Here is an 18,945-nt window from a genome sequence, read left to right as displayed (position 1 = left end):
CCGCAGGGGTAGCGATGGCGCTGGCTGGGGTTTGGCGCGGGCGACGACACCATCACCCATGCGAATGGCGACTTGCAACACAACGCCCCCAATGTAATGGGCAAAATTATACGTTCTGTCCCATTACATGGCTGGTACAGCCTCGCCCAGCGGCTTTCCCAAACTGCGCAAAATCTCGCGCACGGCTTGGGCACGGTCTTGTGGGTCGGGCAGGGCGCGTTCAATGCGCAGCTTTTCGTTGCCAGCCAACTTGATGTGCTTGTGCTTTTGCACCAGTTCAATAATGCGCATCGGATCGATGGGCGGCTGAGGCTTGAAGGTGATGATGATGACGCCCGGCGTGGCATCCACCTTCATGACGCCATAGGGCTGACTGAGCACACGCAAACGATGGACATCGATCAACGTTTGGGCTTGCGGTGGCAGCTTGCCAAAGCGGTCAACAATTTCTTCCAGCAGTGCATCCATTTGGTTGGCAGTTTTGGCCGTGGCCAGCTTTTTATAAAAGCTCAGGCGCAAATGCACATCGCCGCAATAATCGTCTGGCAACAAAGCCGGGGCATGCAGGTTGATGTCGGTGGTGGCCGAGAGTGGGGCCAATAAATCCGGCTCTTTACCCGCTTTCAGGCAGCGCACGGCCTCTGACAACATTTCGTTGTAGAGCTGAAAACCTATCTCCATCATGTTGCCGCTTTGGTTCTCGCCCAGCACCTCGCCCGCGCCACGGATCTCCAAATCGTGCATGGCCAAATAAAAGCCGCTGCCCAGCTCTTCCATGGCTTGGATGGCGTCTAGCCGCTGTTGTGCCTGTTTGGTCAGGCTTTCTACATCAGGCACCATCAGATAGGCATAGGCTTGGTGGTGGCTACGGCCCACCCGACCGCGCAACTGGTGCAATTGTGCCAAGCCAAATTTGTCGGCCCGGCTCATGATGATGGTGTTGGCGGTGGGCACGTCAATGCCGGTCTCGATGATGGTGGAGCACAGCAGGATGTTGAAACGCTGCGCCACAAAGTCGCGCATCACTTTTTCCAGTTCGCGCTCGGGCATTTGGCCGTGCGCCACGCCAATGCGCGCCTCGGGCAAGATTTCTAGCAACTTTTGGCGGCGGTTCTCAATCGTTTCCACCTCGTTGTGCAAAAAGTAACACTGGCCGCCGCGCTTGAGTTCGCGCAGCACTGCCTCGCGAATCACGCCGTTGTTCTCACTGCGCACAAAGGTTTTGATGGCCAAGCGCCGTTGTGGGGCCGTGGCAATCACACTCAGGTCGCGCAGGCCTTCTAGTGCCATGCCCATGGTGCGCGGAATCGGGGTGGCCGTCAGGGTGAGCACATCGACCTCGGCGCGCAAAGCCTTCATTTGCTCTTTGTGCCGCACACCAAAGCGGTGTTCTTCGTCAATGATGAGCAGACCCAGATTTTTGAATTGGGTGGACTCAGACAACAGCTTGTGCGTGCCCACCACAATGTCCACCGTACCATCGGCAATGCCCTTGATAGCGGCAGAGATCTCTTTGCCCGAGCGAAAGCGTGACACTTCGGCAATTTTGACCGGCCATTTGGCAAAACGGTCTACCAGCGTTTGGTAATGCTGCTCGGCCAGCAACGTGGTCGGGGCCAGCAAGGCCACCTGCTTGCCCCCAGTCACCGCCACAAAGGCCGCACGCAGCGCCACTTCGGTTTTACCAAAACCCACATCGCCACACACCAGCCTGTCCATGGGGCGGGGGCTGATCATGTCTTGGATCACGGCGTGGATGGCGGCGTTTTGGTCGGCGGTTTCTTCAAAGCCAAAGTCGTTGGCAAATTGTTCGTATTCTTGCGGGTGGAAGCGGAAGGCAAAGCCTTCGCGGGCCGCACGGCGGGCGTAGATATTGAGCAGCTCGGCCGCACTGTCGCGCACCTGCTCGGCAGCTTTGCGCTTGGCTTTTTCCCATTGGCCGCTGCCCAGCTTGTGCAGCGGGGCTTCGTCAGCACTCACGCCGGTATAGCGGCTAATCAGGTGCAACTGGCTGACCGGCACGTAGAGCACGGCTTGGGCTGCGTATTCCAAATGCAAGAACTCTTGCAGGGCCGGGCTGCCATCGGCGTTTTTCTCGCCCAAATCCATATTCACCAGCCCCCGATAGCGACCAATGCCATGCTGGCTATGAACGACCGGATCGCCGATATTGAGTTCACTCAAGTCCTTAATCAGCGCCTCCACATCGCTGACTTGTTCTTGCTTTTTGCGCCGGCGGGTGCTGGCCCCAGCAGCAAACAATTCGGTCTCTGTGATGAAATCTATGCCCTGTTCTACACAGGAGAAACCCGCCGTCAAGGCCGCAGTGGCCATGCCCAACGGCTCGGTGCTGGCTACAAAGTCAGCCAATGACTCAAACACCACCGGCTGCACTTTGCCAGCGCGCAGAAAGTCCAGCAAGCTCTCGCGTCGGCCATTGCTTTCGGCCAGCAGCAACACGCGCTGTGGCGTCTGGGCAATGTAGGTGCGCAAACGGGCCAATGGGTCTTCAGACCCCCGCACCACCGATACATCTTGGATGCTTTGGATGTCGGACTTGTCTGCCACCGCATCGCTGTTGGCGGGGCGCAGTGCCAGTTGGGCATGGGCCTTGCACTGGCCGTAGAACTGTTCAGCACTCAAGAACAGGGCTTGCGGTGGCAGCACGGGGCGCTCTGGATCGCCCTGCACCAAGCGGTAGCGATCTTGGGTGTCTTGCCAAAAACGTTGGAACACCGGTTCCAAATCACCATGCAGCACCACGGTGGCATGTTCGCCCAGGTAGTCAAATACGGTGGCAGTGTCGTCAAAGAACAGTGGCAGGTAATACTCAATGCCTGCGGTGGCTACCCCGTTGCCCATGTCTTTGTAGATACGGCTTTTGGTTGGGTCGCCCTCCAGCAACTCGCGCCAGCGGCTGCGAAACTTGGCCCGTGCGGCTTCATCCATCGGAAACTCGCGCCCCGGCAGCAAGCGCACCTCAGGCACGGGGTAAAGGCTGCGCTGGGTATCGGGGTCAAAGGTGCGGATACTGTCAATTTCGTCATCGAACAAATCAACCCGATAGGGCACGGGCGATCCCATCGGAAACAGATCAATCAGGCCACCGCGCACCGCATACTCGCCAGGGCTGACCACCTGTGTCACATGGTTGTAACCTGCCAAGGTGAGTTGGGCGCGGAATTGGGCCTCATCTAGCTTTTGTCCCACCTTGAAATGGAAGGTGTAGCCCGCCAGAAAGCTCGGTGGTGCCAGCCGGTACAGGGCCGTGGTGGCCGGCACAATCACCACATCGGCCCCTGTATCTTGCGCTTTTTGGCGGATACGCCAAAGTGCAGCCAGACGTTCGCTGATCAAATCTTGGTGCGGCGAGAACGTGTCGTAAGGCAGCGTTTCCCAGTCCGGAAACAGCGCACAGCGCAAGCCTGGCGCAAAGAATGCCAGCTCATCGAGCAAGCGCCCAGCATCCGTAGCATCGGCAGTCACGATGGCGGTGGTTCGGCGAGCAGCCTGCTCGCGCTCGCCCAGACAGGCCAGCAGCAAAGCATCGGCACTGCCCAGAGGGCGAGGAAGGGTAAAGCGTTTGCCAGGAGAGAGTTTGGGGAGGTCCATGCGCTCAGGAGGAAAATGGCCGCACCTCGGCCCCGGTGGCGCAAACGGCGCGCGCACCGTGCGCGGCGGGAATTCGCAATTCTAGAATGCGCCACCATGACTGCACCTTTGCTCTCTTCCCTCAGCCTGCCTGCGGCTTCTGTCTCCCCCCTCCCTCGGTTCTGGGCTGTGATTCCCTGTGCAGGGACGGGCAGCCGCGCTCTGGCAGCCGACCGTACCGATGGAGCTTCTGTGCTGCCCAAGCAGTACCAAACTGTGGCCGGTCAACCACTGGTATTGCACACCTTGGCCGCGTTTGCCTTGGTGCCACGCATACAAGCCACGCTGGTAGCGGTGGCTGCGGGCGATCGGTTTCTGGACGCCTATCCCTTGCCGTCCCTCTTGCGTGCAGAATGCGGTGGCCCCACACGGGCCGAGACGGTGCTGGGGGGCTTGCACGCATTGCGCCAACGCGGCGCGCAGGAGCATGACTGGGTCTTGGTGCATGACGCAGCCCGTTGCCTCATCACCCCACAGCAAATTGACGCACTGATCGATGCCTGTGCCACCGATGGCGTTGGAGGCCTGCTGGCCCACAAGCTGGCAGACACCTTAAAGACGGCCACCCATGGCCCCGGTGGTTTGCGGGTGGGCACCACGCTTGATCGCAGCGACAAATGGCTGGCCCAAACGCCTCAGATGTTTCGTATAGGGCCTTTGTGCCAAGCACTAGAGCACCTTGGGCCAGCGGCCACAGACGAGGCCAGCGCCATTGAAGCGATGGGACTGCACCCACGTCTGGTACCTGCCAGTGCGCTCAATTTCAAAGTGACCTATCCCGAGGACTTCGCACTGGCCGAGGCCGTGTTGGCCCAACGTGCCCATGCCGCCACACTAGAGCGTTTTGGTGGAGAGCGTGGGCTGGCCAGCGATGCCCCACCACGCACTATTTTTTAAGGACAAACTGCGATGAATTTCAGAATTGGCGAAGGCTGGGATATCCATGCACTGGTGCCAGGACGCCCCCTGGTGCTCGGTGGCATTGAGATTGCACACCACCACGGTCTGCTGGGGCATTCCGATGCCGATGCATTGCTGCACGCGATCACTGATGCGATATTAGGCGCAGCTGCGTTAGGAGACATTGGTAGCCATTTTCCAGATACCGATGCCACCTTCCAGGGTGCCCACTCGATGGTGCTGCTCGCCGAAGCACTGCGCCGAGTACGTGCGCAAGGTTATGAGGTGGGCAATATTGACAGCACCATCGTGGCCCAGGCTCCCCGTTTGGCCGCCCATATTCCAGCCATGCGCCAAGCTATTGCCCAGGCGCTAGGCTTGCAACTGCCACAAATCAACATCAAGGCCAAGACTGCCGAGCGTTTGGGGCCAGTAGGCCAAGGACTGGCCATCGAGGCCCGAGCCGTGGCCTTGTTGTTCAGCCCTGTGCCGGGGTTGGACGCGGCGGCAGCTTGCGCTTAACCTGCGGGCGTTGCAGCCTTTGCTGTGGGTCGGCACCGTCGGGCAAGTCGTGGGCACGTTGCAGTTGTATATGTGCCACCAACCCCCCGGCGCTGGAATTAGCCAAAGCAAACACCCCTCCCATACGCTGCACCGTTTTGTCCACAATCGATAAGCCCAAACCCGCACCAGCAGCCGCCGTGCGGGCCGAGTCTCCCCGGAAAAATGGCTTGGTCAAATTAGCCAATTGTTCCGAAGGCACCCCCGAGCCGTGGTCACGCACCTTGATCAGCACCCAGTTTTCATTGCCCTTGGCCGCAATATCTACATGGGTGATGCCTGCACTATCGGGGGTTTTGCCGTAGCGGCGGGCATTCTCCAACAGGTTGGAGATGATGCGTGCCAGCTCCACCTCGTCTGCCAGCACATTCAGGTCTTCAGGCACCGTCATGGTGATCTGTAACTCCCGATGGTCTTGCACTGCATAAACGCAGGAAGCCACCACAGCTTGCAAGTTCACGGGCTTGAGGGTGACGTGGTCAGGGCGGGCGTAATCCAAAAACTTGTCGATGGTGGCATCGAGCTGCACGATGTCAGCCACCATGTGCTCGCGGGCCACTTCGTCAGAGACGCTCATTTCGGTCTCTAAACGCAGACGCGCCAATGGAGTACGTAAATCGTGCGAGATACCAGCCAGCATCACAGCACGGTCTTGCTCCAACTTGGCCAGTTTTTCTGCCATGCGATTAAAGCCAATGTTGACTTCGCGAATCTCGTTGGTCACAGCCTCTTCATCCAAGTGGCTGGCAGCAAAATCGCCATCTTGCACCTTGTTGGCAGCATAAGACAGCTGCTTGAGTGGCTGATTGATGAGCCGGGCGATGGTGGCTGCACCAGCGAGTGACAACACGCCTGCGGTAACCAACCAAAACAGCCAGGTGTTGCCGCTGGCCGGGCTGATGCGGGTGCTGTCCATGCGCAACCACTGTGCCTCCCTGCCGGTGCTAAAGCTCACCCACAACCCCGCATCACCGTTGACACTGCTGGCTACGATGGTGCTTCTGCCCAGCCGTTGGGTCAGTGCTTGCTGCAAACGTTGGTTTGGGGTGGAAGGCGGCAGCAGCGCAAAGTGGTCTTCCGGCAAGCGGGGCACGATGCGCAGCCCTTCCTGATCGGCCAAATGCTGTAGCAACGAAGCCCTCGCTGGTGGATCGGTGTGCAGCAATGCCGTGCGGCTCAGGTTGACCAAAGAGGCCACTTGCTGTGCTGTATGCAGGGCGCGGGGTTCAAACTCCAACTCTCGCAGGGTTTGCAACCACGCCAAAATGCTGACCACCAGCAACAAGCCCAACAAAAAGAAAGTCCGCCAAAACAGATTCAGGCGCATCCGTTTGCTGGCTTCTCTCTGGATTTTGTTGGGTTCTAGCGGGGCAGGGCTGGTCGCATCAGGGTGTGCCGTGTGACTCATGGCTGCACGTCCCCTGTCCCTGATGCCCATGCGTCCTTAGTGGTTGCCATCGGGCACAAAGACGTAACCCACCCCCCAGACGGTCTGGATATAGCGTGGTGCTGCGGCATCGTCTTCAATCAGTTTGCGCAGGCGCGAGATTTGCACATCCAAACTGCGGTCAAATGGCTCAAACTCGCGGCCACGGGCCAACAGGGCCAACTTCTCTCGCGACAACGGCTGGCGGGGGTGGCGCACCAAGGCCTTGAGCATGGCAAATTCGCCCGTTGTCAATGGCAGTTCATCGCCACTCTTTTGCAGGGTACGGGTACCCATGTCAAAAGTGAAGGGGCCGAAAGTCACCACCTCATTCTCCCCCGATGGAGCGCCTGGGGCTTCTTGCGGTGGGCGTCGACGCAGCACTGCGTGGATGCGGGCCAACAGTTCGCGTGGGTTAAAAGGCTTGCCCAAGTAGTCGTCTGCACCTACTTCCAGACCCACAATCCGGTCTACATCTTCACCTTTGGCGGTGAGCATGATGATGGGTGTGCGGTCATTGGAGGCTCGCAGACGCCGACAAATCGACAGACCGTCCTCGCCCGGCATCATCAGATCCAGCACGATCAAATCGACCGTTTCGCGCAGCAACAATCGATTGAGTGCCTTGCCATCTTCGGCCACCATAACTTCAAAGCCTTCTTGTGCCAAATAGCGGCGCAGAAGATCGCGAATGCGGGCGTCATCATCGACAATCAAAATCTTGTCGGCCCGGTGGTTGGTGCTTGCCATATCGTACCCCGTGGTTATTTTTGTAACATTGCTGTGTAACAGCGGCCATTGTTACCACTTTGCACTGGTCTACCTTGGTGTTTTATGCCATTGCCTGACCAAAGGTTACAAGTTTTGCCGTCGGGGCACATTGCTGGCACCGCTCTGGTGCCAAACCAAGACTTATTGCGCTGCCCAGCCGCCGTCCATGTTCCAAGCCACGCCGCGCACGTTGTTGGCGGCAGGCGAGCAGAAAAACACCGCCAGCTCGCCCAATTCTTCGGGAGTGGTAAATTGCATAGAGGGCTCTTTTTCGCCCAAAAGCAGACGGGTGGCTTCTTCGTTAGAAATGCCCAAGTCTGCTGCCTTGGCATCTACCTGCTTTTGCACCAGCGGTGTGAGCACCCAGCCAGGGCAGATCGCATTGCAAGTGATGCCGGTGGTCGCATTTTCCAGTGCCGTGACCTTGGTCAGCCCCACCACCCCATGCTTGGCCGCCACATAAGCCGCCTTTTGTGCCGAAGCCACCAGCCCATGCACCGAGGCCACATTGATGATGCGCCCCCAGTTGGCCGCCTTCATCGCAGGCAGGGCCAGACGGGTGGTATGAAAAGCACTGCTGAGGTTGATGGCAATGATGCTGTCCCAGCGTTCTACGGGGAAATCCTCAATGCGGGCCACATGTTGGATGCCGGCATTGTTGACCAAAATATCCACGGCGCCAAACTCTGCGCTGCAATAGGCAAACATATCTTCGATATCGCTGGCCCGCGACATATCGGCGCCGTGGTAGCCCACTTTGGCTCCCCCCCCTTGGCCTGCGGCCAACACTTCGGCGCGGGGGGCTTCAACATCACCAAAGCCATTGAGCACCACATGGGCACCCTGGCGTGCCAGGGCTTTGGCAATGCCCAAGCCAATACCGCTGGTGGAGCCGGTAACGAGCGCTGTTTTGCCTTTGAGCATGGAATCTCCTGCGAATGAATTACGATGGAATAAAGCCATTATCTCGCCATGTTTCTTGGAGCCGACCCCATGATTGAACCTACGCTGAACTACGTACCCTGCCCTGTGGCTGCACCTGCTGGCAAGCCCGAGGCGGTGCGACGCATGGCGTATTGGGAATGGAACGCCACTGGCAATCCACAACACTCCCATGTCGTGGTCTGCGTACATGGCCTGGCCCGCCAAGGGCGGGATTTTGATGTGCTGGCCCGCAGTCTGAGTACGCACGCGCGTGTCATTTGCCCCGATGTGGCAGGCCGTGGCCGCAGTGACTGGCTGGCCGACCCCCAAGGCTACCAAGTGCCCCTGTATGTGGCTGACATGCTGGGCCTGCTCGCCCAATTGCACCAGCAAGCCCCTATTGCCACACTAGATTGGGTAGGCACCAGCATGGGAGGTCTGATTGGTTTGGGCCTCCTGGGCCAGCCCGGTCTGCCTCTGCCCGTACCCGTGCGCCGCTTGGTGCTCAACGATGTTGGGCCCGTCATTGAGTGGGAGGCTCTGGCACGCATTGGCGAATATGTCGGGCAAATGGAGCACTTTGATTCAGTAGCACAAGCAGCCGATGCCTTGTGGGCGATGTCGGGGGCCCATTTTGGGCCGCACACTGCGCAGCAATGGCTGGATTTGTGCACACCCCAACTGCGCCAGCGGCCCGAAGGCGGGCTGACCCTGCATTACGACCCCGCCATTGCTGTGCCGTTTCGTGCCTTGGCCCAGGCCACCCCAGAGATGGCCCAAGCCAGCGAGGCCGCCCTATGGCAACTTTATGACCAAATAACCGCCCAAACCTTGCTGTTGCGTGGCGCACAATCGGATCTGCTGTCTGCAGCCACAGCAACGGCAATGACCCAACGTGGCCCCAAGGCCCAGTGTGTCGAATTTGAAAAGGTGGGGCACGCCCCCACCTTGGTTGCAGCCGAGCAGGTAGCGGTAGTGCGTGATTTCTTATTGCAGGTCGATAGCCAAGGTAGTGCATGATTGTTTCTCCCAGCCCTGAGGCCAATGTCTTGTCCTTGTCCGAGGAGGTGGTGGTGGCCCCGCTGATTGCGGCCACATCCCACACCCTGCCAGAACAGGAGAACGCATTGGTTCGTGCCCGCGCCTTTGCAGAGCCTTTAATTGCTGGCGAGAACCTAGCCACTGGCGAAAATGCCCTCACCCATGCCGATGCCGTAGCCGCCATTCTCAAAACGATTGGTGGCTCTGAAGCCATGCAAGCGGCCAGTTATCTGGTGCATGCCTGTATGCACCTGAACAAGCCCGAAGAGGTGATTGCCAAGGCGTTTGGTCAAAACTTTGCCACCTTGGCCGTCGAGACCACCAAGCTGATGCGGGTGCAAGAGCGGGCACGCGCCGTGCATCCACCCGTGCAACAAGTCAACGACCCGGCAGTGCAGACAGAAAATGTACGCAAAATGCTGCTGGCCTTTTCGCGGGACTTGCGCGTGGTCATGCTACGGTTGGCTTCGCGCCTGCAAACTTTGCGCTACCACGCAGCCAGCAAAACGCCAGTGCCGCCCAGCATCTCACACGAGGCGCTGCATGTATTTGCACCACTGGCCAACCGGCTAGGCATCTGGCAGATCAAGTGGGAGCTGGAGGATCTGGCCTTTCGCTTTCTGGAACCTGAAACCTACCGCGAAGTAGCCTGCTTGCTGGACGAAAAACGGGCGTGGCGCGAGGTCTATATGGCACAACTGCGTGCCAGAGTGGAATCTGAACTGCGGGCACGCAGCATCAGCGCCAGCGTGCAAGGACGGCCCAAGCATATCTACAGCATTGTCAAAAAAATGCGCGGCAAGTCCCTGCACTTTGACCAGTTGTTTGATCTGCGAGCACTGCGGGTTATTGTGCCCACGGTGCGTGACTGCTATGCAGCCCTGAGCTGGATTCATGCACAGTTCGAGTCCATCGCCGAAGAGTTTGACGACTATATCGCCCGCCCCAAGCCCAATGGCTACCAATCACTGCATACAGTGGTGCGTGATGAGGGTGGGCGTACCATTGAAATCCAAATCCGCACCCAAGCCATGCACGACCACGCCGAGCACGGTGTGGCAGCACACTGGGCCTACAAAGAGGCTGGCACCAAAGGCTATGCCGGTGTTTCTGCCAGTGGCGACTACGATGCCAAAATTGCCGTGCTGCGCCAATTGTTGGCCTGGGAGCGTGATCTGGCAGGGGCACCGCAGCAGCAAGGCTTGTTTGATGACCGCATCTATGTGCTCACACCCGATGCAGCTATCGTCGAATTGCAGCAAGGCTCCACCCCTGTAGATTTTGCCTATGCCGTGCATACCAACTTGGGCCACCGCTGCCGGGGTGCCAAGGTCAACGGCAACATGGTGCCACTCAATACGCAGCTGCAAAACGGCCAAACCGTAGAGATCATCGCCACCAAGGAGGGTGGCCCCTCGCGCGATTGGCTCAACGCCGAACTGGGCTACCTCAACAGCAACCGGGGCCGTGCCAAAGCACGGGCGTGGTTCAACGCCCGCGCTTTGCACGAAACCGTGGCCCGTGGCCGTGAAGCAGTAGAAAAGCTCTTGCAACGCGAGGGCAAAACCGCCATCAAATTGGACGATCTGGCCGGGCAGTTGGGCTTCAAATCGGCAGACGCTTTGTTTGAGGTGGTGGGCAAAGATGAGTTTTCACTGCGCAACATCGAAATCCTGCTGCGCCCGCCCGAGCCTGCACCGCAAATTGAAGACTATTTGCTGCTCAAAAAAGCCCGTTACGCCGACCGCACCCCCAAAGGGGGTGTGCTGGTGGTCGGGGTCGATTCGCTCATGACGCAGCTAGCCAAATGCTGCAAGCCTGCCCCACCAGACGATATCCGTGGCTTTGTCACGCGTGGCAAAGGGGTGAGCGTACACCGTACCGATTGCACCAACTTTCATGAATTGGCTGCCCGCACCCCCGAGCGCGTGATCGAGGTGGAATGGGGCTTGCCTAAAAAAGCCGATGTGGCTTCGGTTTATCCCGTCGATGTGGTGGTGCAAGCATCCGACCGCCAAGGCCTGCTGCGCGATATCTCTGAAGTCTTTGCTAAAGAAAAGGTCAATGTGATTGGTGTGCAAACCCAAAGCGTCAAGGGCACGGCTTGGATGACCTTCACTGTAGAGGTGTCGGATGCCGGGCGTCTAAAAAGGGTGCTTACTGCGGTTGCAATGGTGCCGGGGATACGCTCGGCCCGTCGCCGTTGAAATTTCTTCCATCAATCCAATAAACCGTTTTTATGGTGCTACAATAGCGTTCTCTGTTAATTCAGAGGCGCGTAGCTCAGCTGGTTAGAGCACCACCTTGACATGGTGGGGGTCGTTGGTTCGATTCCAATCGCGCCTACCAACACGAAGAACAAAGCCGTTCAACTAAGTACAGTTGAACGGCTTTTTCATTGGGCGAATGGGTTAGCTACTGTGCAGGATAGGCCAAGGCGGTACACTGCAAGCCAGCACAAAACGGGGGAACAAACGGGGGAACAATTGGCCGGGATGCGAGAAACAGGGTTTTCTGTTCCCCCATCCCCCAATGAAAACGCCCCGTTTCTGCTGTTCCCCCACCGTCTGGAGGAACTGCCCCATGTTGACCGACACCGCCTGCAAGAAAGCCACCTGCCCACCAGATAAGAAGCGCGAACGCCTAGCCGACTCTGGTGGCCTGTACCTTGAAATCAGCCCCAACGGCTCTAAACGCTGGTTTTGGAAGTACCGCAAGCAAGGCAAAGAAGGCCGCATGGCCTTAGGCAGCTACCCAGACGTGGGCTTGGCTGCTGCCCGTACTGCCCGTGATGAAGCCAAGAACATCAAGGCGGGCGGGTTTGACCCAGTGCAGGAACGCAAGGTAGGCCAGCTCAAGGCCGCCGCCAATTTGGGCGATGGTTTCGAGCTGGTGGCCCGTGAGTGGTACACCAAGAAATCACCCCATTGGAGTGAGCAGCATTCCGTGCGAGAACTGCGCAACCTAGAGAAAGACCTGTTCCCGTGGCTAGGCCCACGCAAGGTGGGCGATATTGAGGCCGTGGAACTGCTAGCAACGGTGCAGCGAGTAGAGGCCCGTGGTGCCCTAGAGTCTGCCCATCGGGTGCTGTGTACCGCCCGTGGTGCGCTGGCCTACGCTGTGGCCACAGGCCGCGCCAGCCGCAATGTAGCCTTGGACTTGGCTGGTGCCCTGACCCCACACCGTACCAAGCACTTTGCCGCCATTACCGAACCGGCCAAGTTGGCAGGGCTGCTACGCGCCATCCGGAGCTATCAAGGTGGCCCTGTAGTGCGTACTGCGCTGGCGCTGGCCCCCATGTTGTTCCAGCGCCCGAATGAGTTGCGCGGCATGGCATGGGCAGAACTGGATTTAGAGGCTGGCCTTTGGACTATCCCCGCTGCCAGAATGAAGCGCACCAAGGACGGGAAAGAGAATGGTGCTCCCCACTTGGTGCCACTGCCCCAACAGGCCATAGAGCTACTGCGTGACCTGCACCCCCTGACCGGGCACACGGGATTGGTGTTTCCGGGGGAGAGAGGCACCACCCGCCCAATCTCGGACAACACCTTGCGCGTTGCCCTGCAAACCTTGGGGTTCGGCAGTGATATGCAGACCGTCCACGGCTTTCGGGCCACTGCACGCACCATCTTGGCCGAACGCTTGGAGTTTGACCCACTGATTGTGGAAGCCCAGTTGGCCCATGCGGTCAAGGATGCCAATGGCCGGGCCTATAACCGCACCAGCTATGTAGAGCAGCGCCGCGCCATGATGCAGACATGGGCCGATTACTTGGACAAGCTGCGCATTGGGGCCGACATCATCCCGCTGCACAGCAAGACGGCCTAGGGCACTAGCGCCCACACCACCAGCCCGGCCACTGTGCCGGGTTTTTCTTTGGCGCACAACACAAGCCCCTTAGCGAAACCTGCACAACAGTCTGACCATGCGGCTCGAATTACCCGCACTGGAGAACGCTAGGAGGGAGCCAGACTACCCACATCGCCCCGTGTGCTGCTGGCTGGGGCTAGGTTCTTCCCAGCAAGCAGCCATGCGGGTAATTCGAGCCGCATGGTCAGGCTGTTACGCGAATTTTCCCAAGGGGCTTAAGTGAAGTCTGTGCCTTTCTGTCTGGAGCCACAATAGCCGCAGCGCCCCGCAAAAGTTAAACTGTGTGCAACATTTGGAGAAACACCATGCACACATCTACCCTTCGCGCTGTGGGTGGTTCCATCGCCTTGACCATCCCGCAAAAGCTGGCCCGTGCCTTGGGCTTGCACGCTGGTGATGTGGTGAACTTGGACGCCGAACAGGGCCGCCTGATCGTGGCCCCAGCTACCCGGTGCAGCTACACCCTAGAGCAGGTGCTGGCTATGCAAGGGGACGCACCGCTGGCGCTGGATACCGACTGGGACACCATGCCCGCAGTAGGCCAGGAGGTGGCCTTGTGAGTAGCCCCGTGTTTCAGCGGGGCGACATCGTGGCCCTGACCTTTGACCCCACCTTGGGTCGTGAGCAACAAGGCCACCGCCCGGCGCTGGTGTTGACCCCACAAGCCTTTAACCGATTGGGTTTGATAGGCGTGTGCCCCATTACCCAAGGCGGACAGGGTGCCCGTGCTGTGGGTATGGCGGTATCCCTGACCGGGGCCGGTACAGAGACAGCCGGGATTGTGCTGGTGCAACAGTTCCGCATGATTGACGCCAGTGCCCGCCGTGCCCGTTGGATAGAACGTGCGCCTGACCACATTACTGAGGAAGTACGCGCCCGGCTGGCTGCATTGCTCGATTGACCACCAGCGCCAGCCACACCACCAGCCCGGCCACTATGCCGGGGTTGTGCTTTCTGGGGACGCCATAGGCTGGAATGCGCGCCAAATTCAAAAAATAAATCGGGGGAACAAAAACAAACGCGCGCGACTTGTATTTTTAGGTGCTACCTTACCTACTCTACAGAGGGAAAACAGGCCCAAAAGACGGTAGCACCGCCGGTGCTACCCGGTGCTACCACCAGTGCCAGCCCGTGCCATTGTTCGCTGGTGCTGGTGTCTATCCCCGCTGGTGCTGTGGCCGCCTGACCCACAGCTACACTGTTTCAGCCACCAGCTAGGCCGGGCCGCAAACCGGGCCAAACAGACAGGCCCCCGACTGTCCCCGCTGGTGGCTCCTATCAATCGGGGGAGCATCGGGGGATGCAATGACAGTAAGCCTTGCATGGCGTAATGCCGTGGCTTTGACAAATTCACGATGGATGTATGGCGACTACTTCGAGAAAACAGGATTCGTAGAGCGCCTACCTATTGAACTGGTGGCACGCTTTCAAATTGATTACAGGCCGTCTGCGAAAGTTTCAATGGGGACTGGCTTCGGAATGAAGAATGCTGACCCTGTGCCGGGTAATATGCTTCGGGCATTTGTTGAGCGCATATGGGATGCCTGCAAAGCGGGAGAGCTTTCCTATGTGCGTGAGTCGCATCAATTGCTTGGTGAAGATGTCCTGATGATTGCCTCCCAAGACTTTGCAAAATGGCTGGCTACCAATGAGATGCTGCCATCCGAGCATATTCAGGCTTGGTTCGATGAAACTGGGGTTACCTTTGGCAAGGCGAAACCAGTAAAGGAAAAGCCACTAGCCACCAGCGAAAGAAATAGCCTGCTTCTCATTATTGCCGCCTTGTGCAAAGAGGCCAATATCGACTACACCAAGCCCGCCAAAGCAGCAGGCCAAATACTGCACACGGCAGATATCATGAGGCTACAGATTGGTGAAACTACCATTGAACGCCACCTCAAGAGAATTCCTGATGCCGTGGGAGCCCGCATGAAATAAGGATTTCATGGGCCATGACGTGACCAGATAGGCCGTGGCCCCTTTTGTGGGGCAGAACCCGGCCAAATTGCTGCCATTGCAACTAAATACAAGGGCGGCCAAGATGGCTATTTTGCGAATTGACGGGGTACGCACCTGCACCGGGCACCGCTCCAAAACCAGTATTTACAACGCGGTACGCGCCGGGTTGCTTACCAAGCCCGTACCCATAGGGCAGCGTGTTGTAGGGTGGCCCGATTACGAAATTGAAATTCTGGTGTCTGCCCAAGTGGCAGGCCAAACACCTGACCAAATCCGTGAACTGGTGCAGCAGCTCCACGCCCAACGTGCCGAACGCTTCAAGGCACTGCTGATGCCTGCACAGACCACCAGCGCCAGCCCAGTCCCCGCCAACGTGGTGCAACTGGTGGGGGCAGCAGCATGAGTGCCCCAGCCAAAGATCACCAAGAAAATGTAGAGCAGACCCTCATGCACCTGCATGAGGCCATTCAAGACGTCCACGTTTACCAAGGCGATCAGGCCCAAGCCTTACAACGCATTGAGGCCGTTTTGCTGCGTATTGAGGCTGCATTGACCGGCGGCAAGCCCCACCCTGTGGAGGTGCAGTAATGGTCGTTGCCATCTTCTATCTGTTCATTCGCTTTCGCCAGTGGAGGGCTGCCAAATGAGAAAGGCCCACTGCAATCCGAAAATCACAGCAGGCCACACAGACAAGGCCCATTCTGCCACCACGGTGCAGGCCGTCAAGCCGCTGGCGCTGCTCTGCACTTGCTTGGCTTTGGCTGGCCGTGCTACAGTCCGCCCCGGTGCCGAAAACACCCTACAAATAGCGGCAAGCCGCCCCGAGAGAGCGGTTTTGTCATGCCCAAAATTTGCCGTTGCCGGTATTGCGGCAGCGCGTGGTTACGGGCTGGATGGCCGAAGCGGTAACGCCCGGCGCACGACTATTTGCGTGTTTTCGCATCCAGCCCACCCCCTGTACCCGAAAAGTGCAGAGAGTGGTTTTCAAACTCAAATAGGAGTTGGAACCATGACCACATCCCCCGTGGCCAGCCGCTGCGCTGCGCCCACACATCAGGCCACCCCGGCCAACACCACCCCCAACACGACCGAAGAAGCACAGGCCCATGCCTTGCTGCAAGCCATCACCAGCACCAGCTTGGCCGGGTTCTACCTGCGCCGCGATAACGTGGCCCAAGCCCGGCGCAAGCTGCGCCAAGCCCTGCAAGCCCTGCACACATTGGGGGTAGCAGCATGAGTGACTTTGACCTGAAAGACCCCAAAGGCCGCCCAGCATCGGCGCCCAACTTTTCGCCCTATGACGCCTACCGCCACGATGCCGCCGCCATGGTGGGGGAACTTGGGGTGGCCCGTATCGGCGCTGCCCACGATGGCATCCGCGCCATCATCACCATCCTGCAACAGCGTGAGGTAGATATGGAGAGCGATGGTGACAACGTACTGGCCTTGCCTTCTGCGACCGTGGTGGGGCTTCTAAACGCCATTGCTTGCTGCGCGGACTTTGCCGAGATGCACGCTACTGGTTGCAAACCGATTGATACCCACCGCTTTGCCTGCAACACCACTGACCACCATGCAGCCATGAGGGCCGCCGTAGCCGCTGCAAAACGCCCGGTCAAAGCCGAGTAAGGAGCCACTCCCATGACTGATTTTCAGAACCCGCACCACAGCGGGATGGGCGAAGCCTTGCCCAAACTGCGCACGGAGACTCCCCATGCCGCTGGATAAATCCCGCCTGCCAGACCCAGCCAGCTACTACGAAGCCCAAGGCTTACGCCTGATAGGCCCACGCCGCGCCCAGTGGAAGACCACCCGCTGCGAATTTCACGGCGGCAGCGATAGCCTGCGTATCAACACTGAGACAGGCGCTTTCGTGTGCATGGCCGGTTGCGGCACCCGTGGTGGGGATGTGTTGGCCTACCACATGGCAGCAACTGGCACCGGCTTTGTGCAAGCGTGCAAAGACTTGGGGGCATGGGTGGACGATGGCACCACCCCGCCCGGCCATGTGCGTGCAGCACCACTACCAGCACGCGCCGCCTTAGAGCTGCTGGCCTTTGAAGCCCACCTTGTCGCCATCGCCGCCGGAAACATCGCCTACGGAGTGCAACTGAGTGACGAAGACCGCTGCCGCATGCAGCAAGCCGCTGGCCGTATCCAAATGATGCAGGACTTTTTCCAATGACACACGACATCGAACGCATTCAAGCGTTGGGCGCTTTGGCAGACCAGCATGTTTTGCCACGCCACATACCCAAGCCCCCAGCCCAGTTACCGGCCATGCCAGCACCCGCACCACAGGCAGCACCGACTGAAGCCATATCGTTGGTGGATACGGCTGGCGCTGCTGGTGATGCGTGGCCCGAGTTGGTGCCCCTGCCTGAAGACACCAGCGACACCACACCGCCCGCCCCCTTCCCCTTTGCTGCACTGGGGCCACTGCTAGGCGCTGCGGCCCAAGCCATTGCCCAAGACGTGCAAGCGCCCGATGCGATGGCCGGGGGCAGCGTATTGGCCGCTGCCAGCTTGGCCGTGCAACCGCTGGCAGACGTGGTGTTGCCACATGGCAAAGCCTGTCCCCTGAGCCTCTACCTTGTCACCAGTGGCAGCAGCGGCGACCGTAAAAGCGCGGTGGACGATGTGGCCTGCATGGAGATTGCCCGGCGCAAGCAAGAGCAAAGCCGACAGCACCACCATGCAATGCAAGCCTACCAGCAAGAACAGGCCAGCCACAAAAAAGGCGACCCTGAGCCGCAAGAGCCAATGATGAAATCCCTCACTGTGGGCAATGCCACCGTGGAAGGCGTAGCCCGGCTACTCAGGGGGCAAAGCAGCGTTGGCGTTTTCAGTGCTGAAGGGGGTGAAGTGCTGGGAGGCCACAGCATGAAAGAGGTCAACCGCATGGGGGCGATGGCCTTTTTCCTCAAGGGGTGGAGCGCAGAAACCCTAGACGTGATGCGCGGTGGCACGGGCTACAGTTCTTTGCTTGGCCGCCGTATTGCCCTACACATCATGGTGCAGCCCTTACTGTTGCGTGCCCTGCTGTCTGACCCGCTGGCAGACGGTCAGGGCTTCTTGGCCCGCTGCTTGATAGCGCAACCCCAGACACTGGCCGGAACGCGCTTTTATAACGGCCACAACCCGATGGAAAGCCCAGCGGTGCTGGCCTACGCCCACCGCATGGGGCAACTGCTGGACACCCGCCCGGAACTGTGGCCCACCGGGGATGGCTACGAACTCAAGCCCAAGCGCCTACCCCTAGACCCTGATGCACGCACCCTATGGGTTGCGTTCTACAACGCTGTGGAAGCACAGCAGGCAGACGGGCAAGAACTAGAGCAGGCCCGCGCCTTTGCCAGCAAAGCTGCCGAACAGGCCGCCCGTATCGCTGCCATCATCGCCTTGTTCAACAACCCCCAAGCGGTGGCGGTTGACGTACTGGCAATGGACGGTGCCATCGGGCTGGTGAACTTCTACCTGACCGAACATGTGCGCCTGATGGGCACCGGCAAACAGGCACAGACAGACAAGCGGTTGCGCGCGTTGTGGGATTGGATGCAGGAGCAGGGGGCAATTGTTCAACAAAAAGACATCTTGCAGCGATGCCCGAATCCAATCCGCAAGCTGAAAGCCCAAGGCATCAAGCCCCTGTTAGAACAGTTGGGGCAGCGTGGGTATATCCGCGCGCTGGGTGCTGGCTGGGAGGTGCGCCATGTTGATTGACATGGAAGCTGTACGAACAGCCGCAAAAAACAATACTGTTACCCCTTGCTACCCTGCTAATCCTGCTAACGGGAAGCATGGGGAAATTAGCAACGTTAGCAAGGTAGCAGGGGGTAGCA

At 58.9% G+C, this 18,945-nt stretch carries 18 protein-coding genes and 1 tRNA gene; 15 read left to right on the top strand and 4 right to left on the bottom strand.

The window, feature by feature from the left end; genetic code table 11:
- Positions 1-123: 123 nt before the first annotated feature.
- Complete coding sequence (gene mfd, locus ACFO6X_RS06815; RefSeq protein WP_382431370.1) at positions 124-3,612, bottom strand: transcription-repair coupling factor; 3,489 nt, start codon at positions 3,610-3,612, stop codon at positions 124-126.
- A 96-nt stretch (positions 3,613-3,708) separates the two neighbouring features.
- Between mfd and ACFO6X_RS06810 the strand changes: the two genes are divergently transcribed.
- Positions 3,709-4,548, top strand: a complete 840-nt coding sequence (locus tag ACFO6X_RS06810) for an IspD/TarI family cytidylyltransferase (RefSeq protein ID WP_382431368.1) — start codon at positions 3,709-3,711, stop codon at positions 4,546-4,548.
- 12 nt (positions 4,549-4,560) lie between these two features.
- On the top strand, positions 4,561-5,073 hold the full coding sequence (gene ispF / locus ACFO6X_RS06805) for a 2-C-methyl-D-erythritol 2,4-cyclodiphosphate synthase (RefSeq protein ID WP_382431366.1): 513 nt from the start codon (positions 4,561-4,563) through the stop codon (positions 5,071-5,073).
- Here ispF and ACFO6X_RS06800 read toward each other — a convergent pair.
- The 3 genes from ACFO6X_RS06800 to ACFO6X_RS06790 all read right to left on the bottom strand — a co-directional run bounded on the left by ACFO6X_RS06800 (position 5,030) and on the right by ACFO6X_RS06790 (position 8,233).
- Positions 5,030-6,520 carry an ATP-binding protein gene (locus tag ACFO6X_RS06800; protein ID WP_382431364.1) on the bottom strand — a complete coding sequence of 497 codons (1,491 nt, stop codon included), beginning with the start codon at positions 6,518-6,520 and terminating at the stop codon, positions 5,030-5,032. The genes ispF and ACFO6X_RS06800 overlap by 44 nt on opposite strands.
- 36 nt (positions 6,521-6,556) lie before the next feature.
- Complete coding sequence (gene ompR / locus ACFO6X_RS06795) at positions 6,557-7,288, bottom strand: osmolarity response regulator transcription factor OmpR (RefSeq protein WP_382431362.1); 732 nt, start codon at positions 7,286-7,288, stop codon at positions 6,557-6,559.
- A 162-nt stretch (positions 7,289-7,450) separates the two neighbouring features.
- Positions 7,451-8,233, bottom strand: a complete 783-nt coding sequence (locus ACFO6X_RS06790; RefSeq protein ID WP_382431360.1) for a 3-hydroxybutyrate dehydrogenase — start codon at positions 8,231-8,233, stop codon at positions 7,451-7,453.
- 69 nt (positions 8,234-8,302) lie between these two features.
- On the opposite strand from ACFO6X_RS06790, the gene ACFO6X_RS06785 reads away from it, so the two are divergent.
- The 13 genes from ACFO6X_RS06785 to ACFO6X_RS06725 all read left to right on the top strand — a co-directional run bounded on the left by ACFO6X_RS06785 (position 8,303) and on the right by ACFO6X_RS06725 (position 18,826).
- The gene (locus tag ACFO6X_RS06785; RefSeq protein ID WP_382431358.1) at positions 8,303-9,253 is read left to right on the top strand and encodes an alpha/beta fold hydrolase; all 951 of its coding nucleotides are present in this window, start codon (positions 8,303-8,305) and stop codon (positions 9,251-9,253) included.
- Entirely contained in the window at positions 9,250-11,481 is a 2,232-nt protein-coding gene (locus tag ACFO6X_RS06780) for a RelA/SpoT family protein (protein ID WP_382431356.1), read from the top strand. Before ACFO6X_RS06785 ends, ACFO6X_RS06780 begins: the two co-directional genes overlap by 4 nt.
- A gap of 65 nt (positions 11,482-11,546) precedes the next feature.
- Positions 11,547-11,623, top strand: a tRNA-Val gene (locus ACFO6X_RS06775).
- A gap of 234 nt (positions 11,624-11,857) precedes the next feature.
- On the top strand, positions 11,858-13,102 hold the full coding sequence (locus ACFO6X_RS06770) for a tyrosine-type recombinase/integrase (RefSeq protein ID WP_382431354.1): 1,245 nt from the start codon (positions 11,858-11,860) through the stop codon (positions 13,100-13,102).
- 347 nt (positions 13,103-13,449) lie between these two features.
- Complete coding sequence (locus ACFO6X_RS06765) at positions 13,450-13,704, top strand: AbrB/MazE/SpoVT family DNA-binding domain-containing protein (RefSeq protein ID WP_382431352.1); 255 nt, start codon at positions 13,450-13,452, stop codon at positions 13,702-13,704.
- Positions 13,701-14,045: a type II toxin-antitoxin system ChpB family toxin gene (locus ACFO6X_RS06760; protein WP_382431350.1), complete on the top strand. Its 345-nt coding sequence runs from the start codon at positions 13,701-13,703 to the stop codon at positions 14,043-14,045. Before ACFO6X_RS06765 ends, ACFO6X_RS06760 begins: the two co-directional genes overlap by 4 nt.
- 404 nt (positions 14,046-14,449) lie before the next feature.
- Positions 14,450-15,082: a hypothetical protein gene (locus tag ACFO6X_RS06755; RefSeq protein ID WP_382431348.1), complete on the top strand. Its 633-nt coding sequence runs from the start codon at positions 14,450-14,452 to the stop codon at positions 15,080-15,082.
- Between the two features lie 103 nt (positions 15,083-15,185).
- Positions 15,186-15,506, top strand: a complete 321-nt coding sequence (locus tag ACFO6X_RS06750) for a helix-turn-helix transcriptional regulator (protein ID WP_382431346.1) — start codon at positions 15,186-15,188, stop codon at positions 15,504-15,506.
- Positions 15,503-15,691 carry a hypothetical protein gene (locus ACFO6X_RS06745; RefSeq protein WP_382431344.1) on the top strand — a complete coding sequence of 63 codons (189 nt, stop codon included), beginning with the start codon at positions 15,503-15,505 and terminating at the stop codon, positions 15,689-15,691. Before ACFO6X_RS06750 ends, ACFO6X_RS06745 begins: the two co-directional genes overlap by 4 nt.
- 421 nt (positions 15,692-16,112) lie before the next feature.
- Positions 16,113-16,340, top strand: a complete 228-nt coding sequence (locus ACFO6X_RS06740) for a hypothetical protein (RefSeq protein WP_382431342.1) — start codon at positions 16,113-16,115, stop codon at positions 16,338-16,340.
- The gene (locus tag ACFO6X_RS06735; RefSeq protein WP_382431340.1) at positions 16,337-16,732 is read left to right on the top strand and encodes a hypothetical protein; all 396 of its coding nucleotides are present in this window, start codon (positions 16,337-16,339) and stop codon (positions 16,730-16,732) included. Before ACFO6X_RS06740 ends, ACFO6X_RS06735 begins: the two co-directional genes overlap by 4 nt.
- 85 nt (positions 16,733-16,817) lie before the next feature.
- Entirely contained in the window at positions 16,818-17,288 is a 471-nt protein-coding gene (locus ACFO6X_RS06730) for a hypothetical protein (protein WP_382431338.1), read from the top strand.
- Positions 17,285-18,826: a YfjI family protein gene (locus ACFO6X_RS06725; protein ID WP_382431336.1), complete on the top strand. Its 1,542-nt coding sequence runs from the start codon at positions 17,285-17,287 to the stop codon at positions 18,824-18,826. The genes ACFO6X_RS06730 and ACFO6X_RS06725 overlap by 4 nt, the downstream gene beginning before the upstream one ends.
- The last annotated feature ends 119 nt before the right edge of the window (positions 18,827-18,945 follow it).

It is taken from the genome of Giesbergeria sinuosa (assembly GCF_042652905.1).
Classification (GTDB): Bacteria; Pseudomonadota; Gammaproteobacteria; order Burkholderiales; family Burkholderiaceae_C; genus Simplicispira; species Simplicispira sinuosa.
This window is presented reverse-complemented; position numbering and strand designations above follow the sequence as displayed.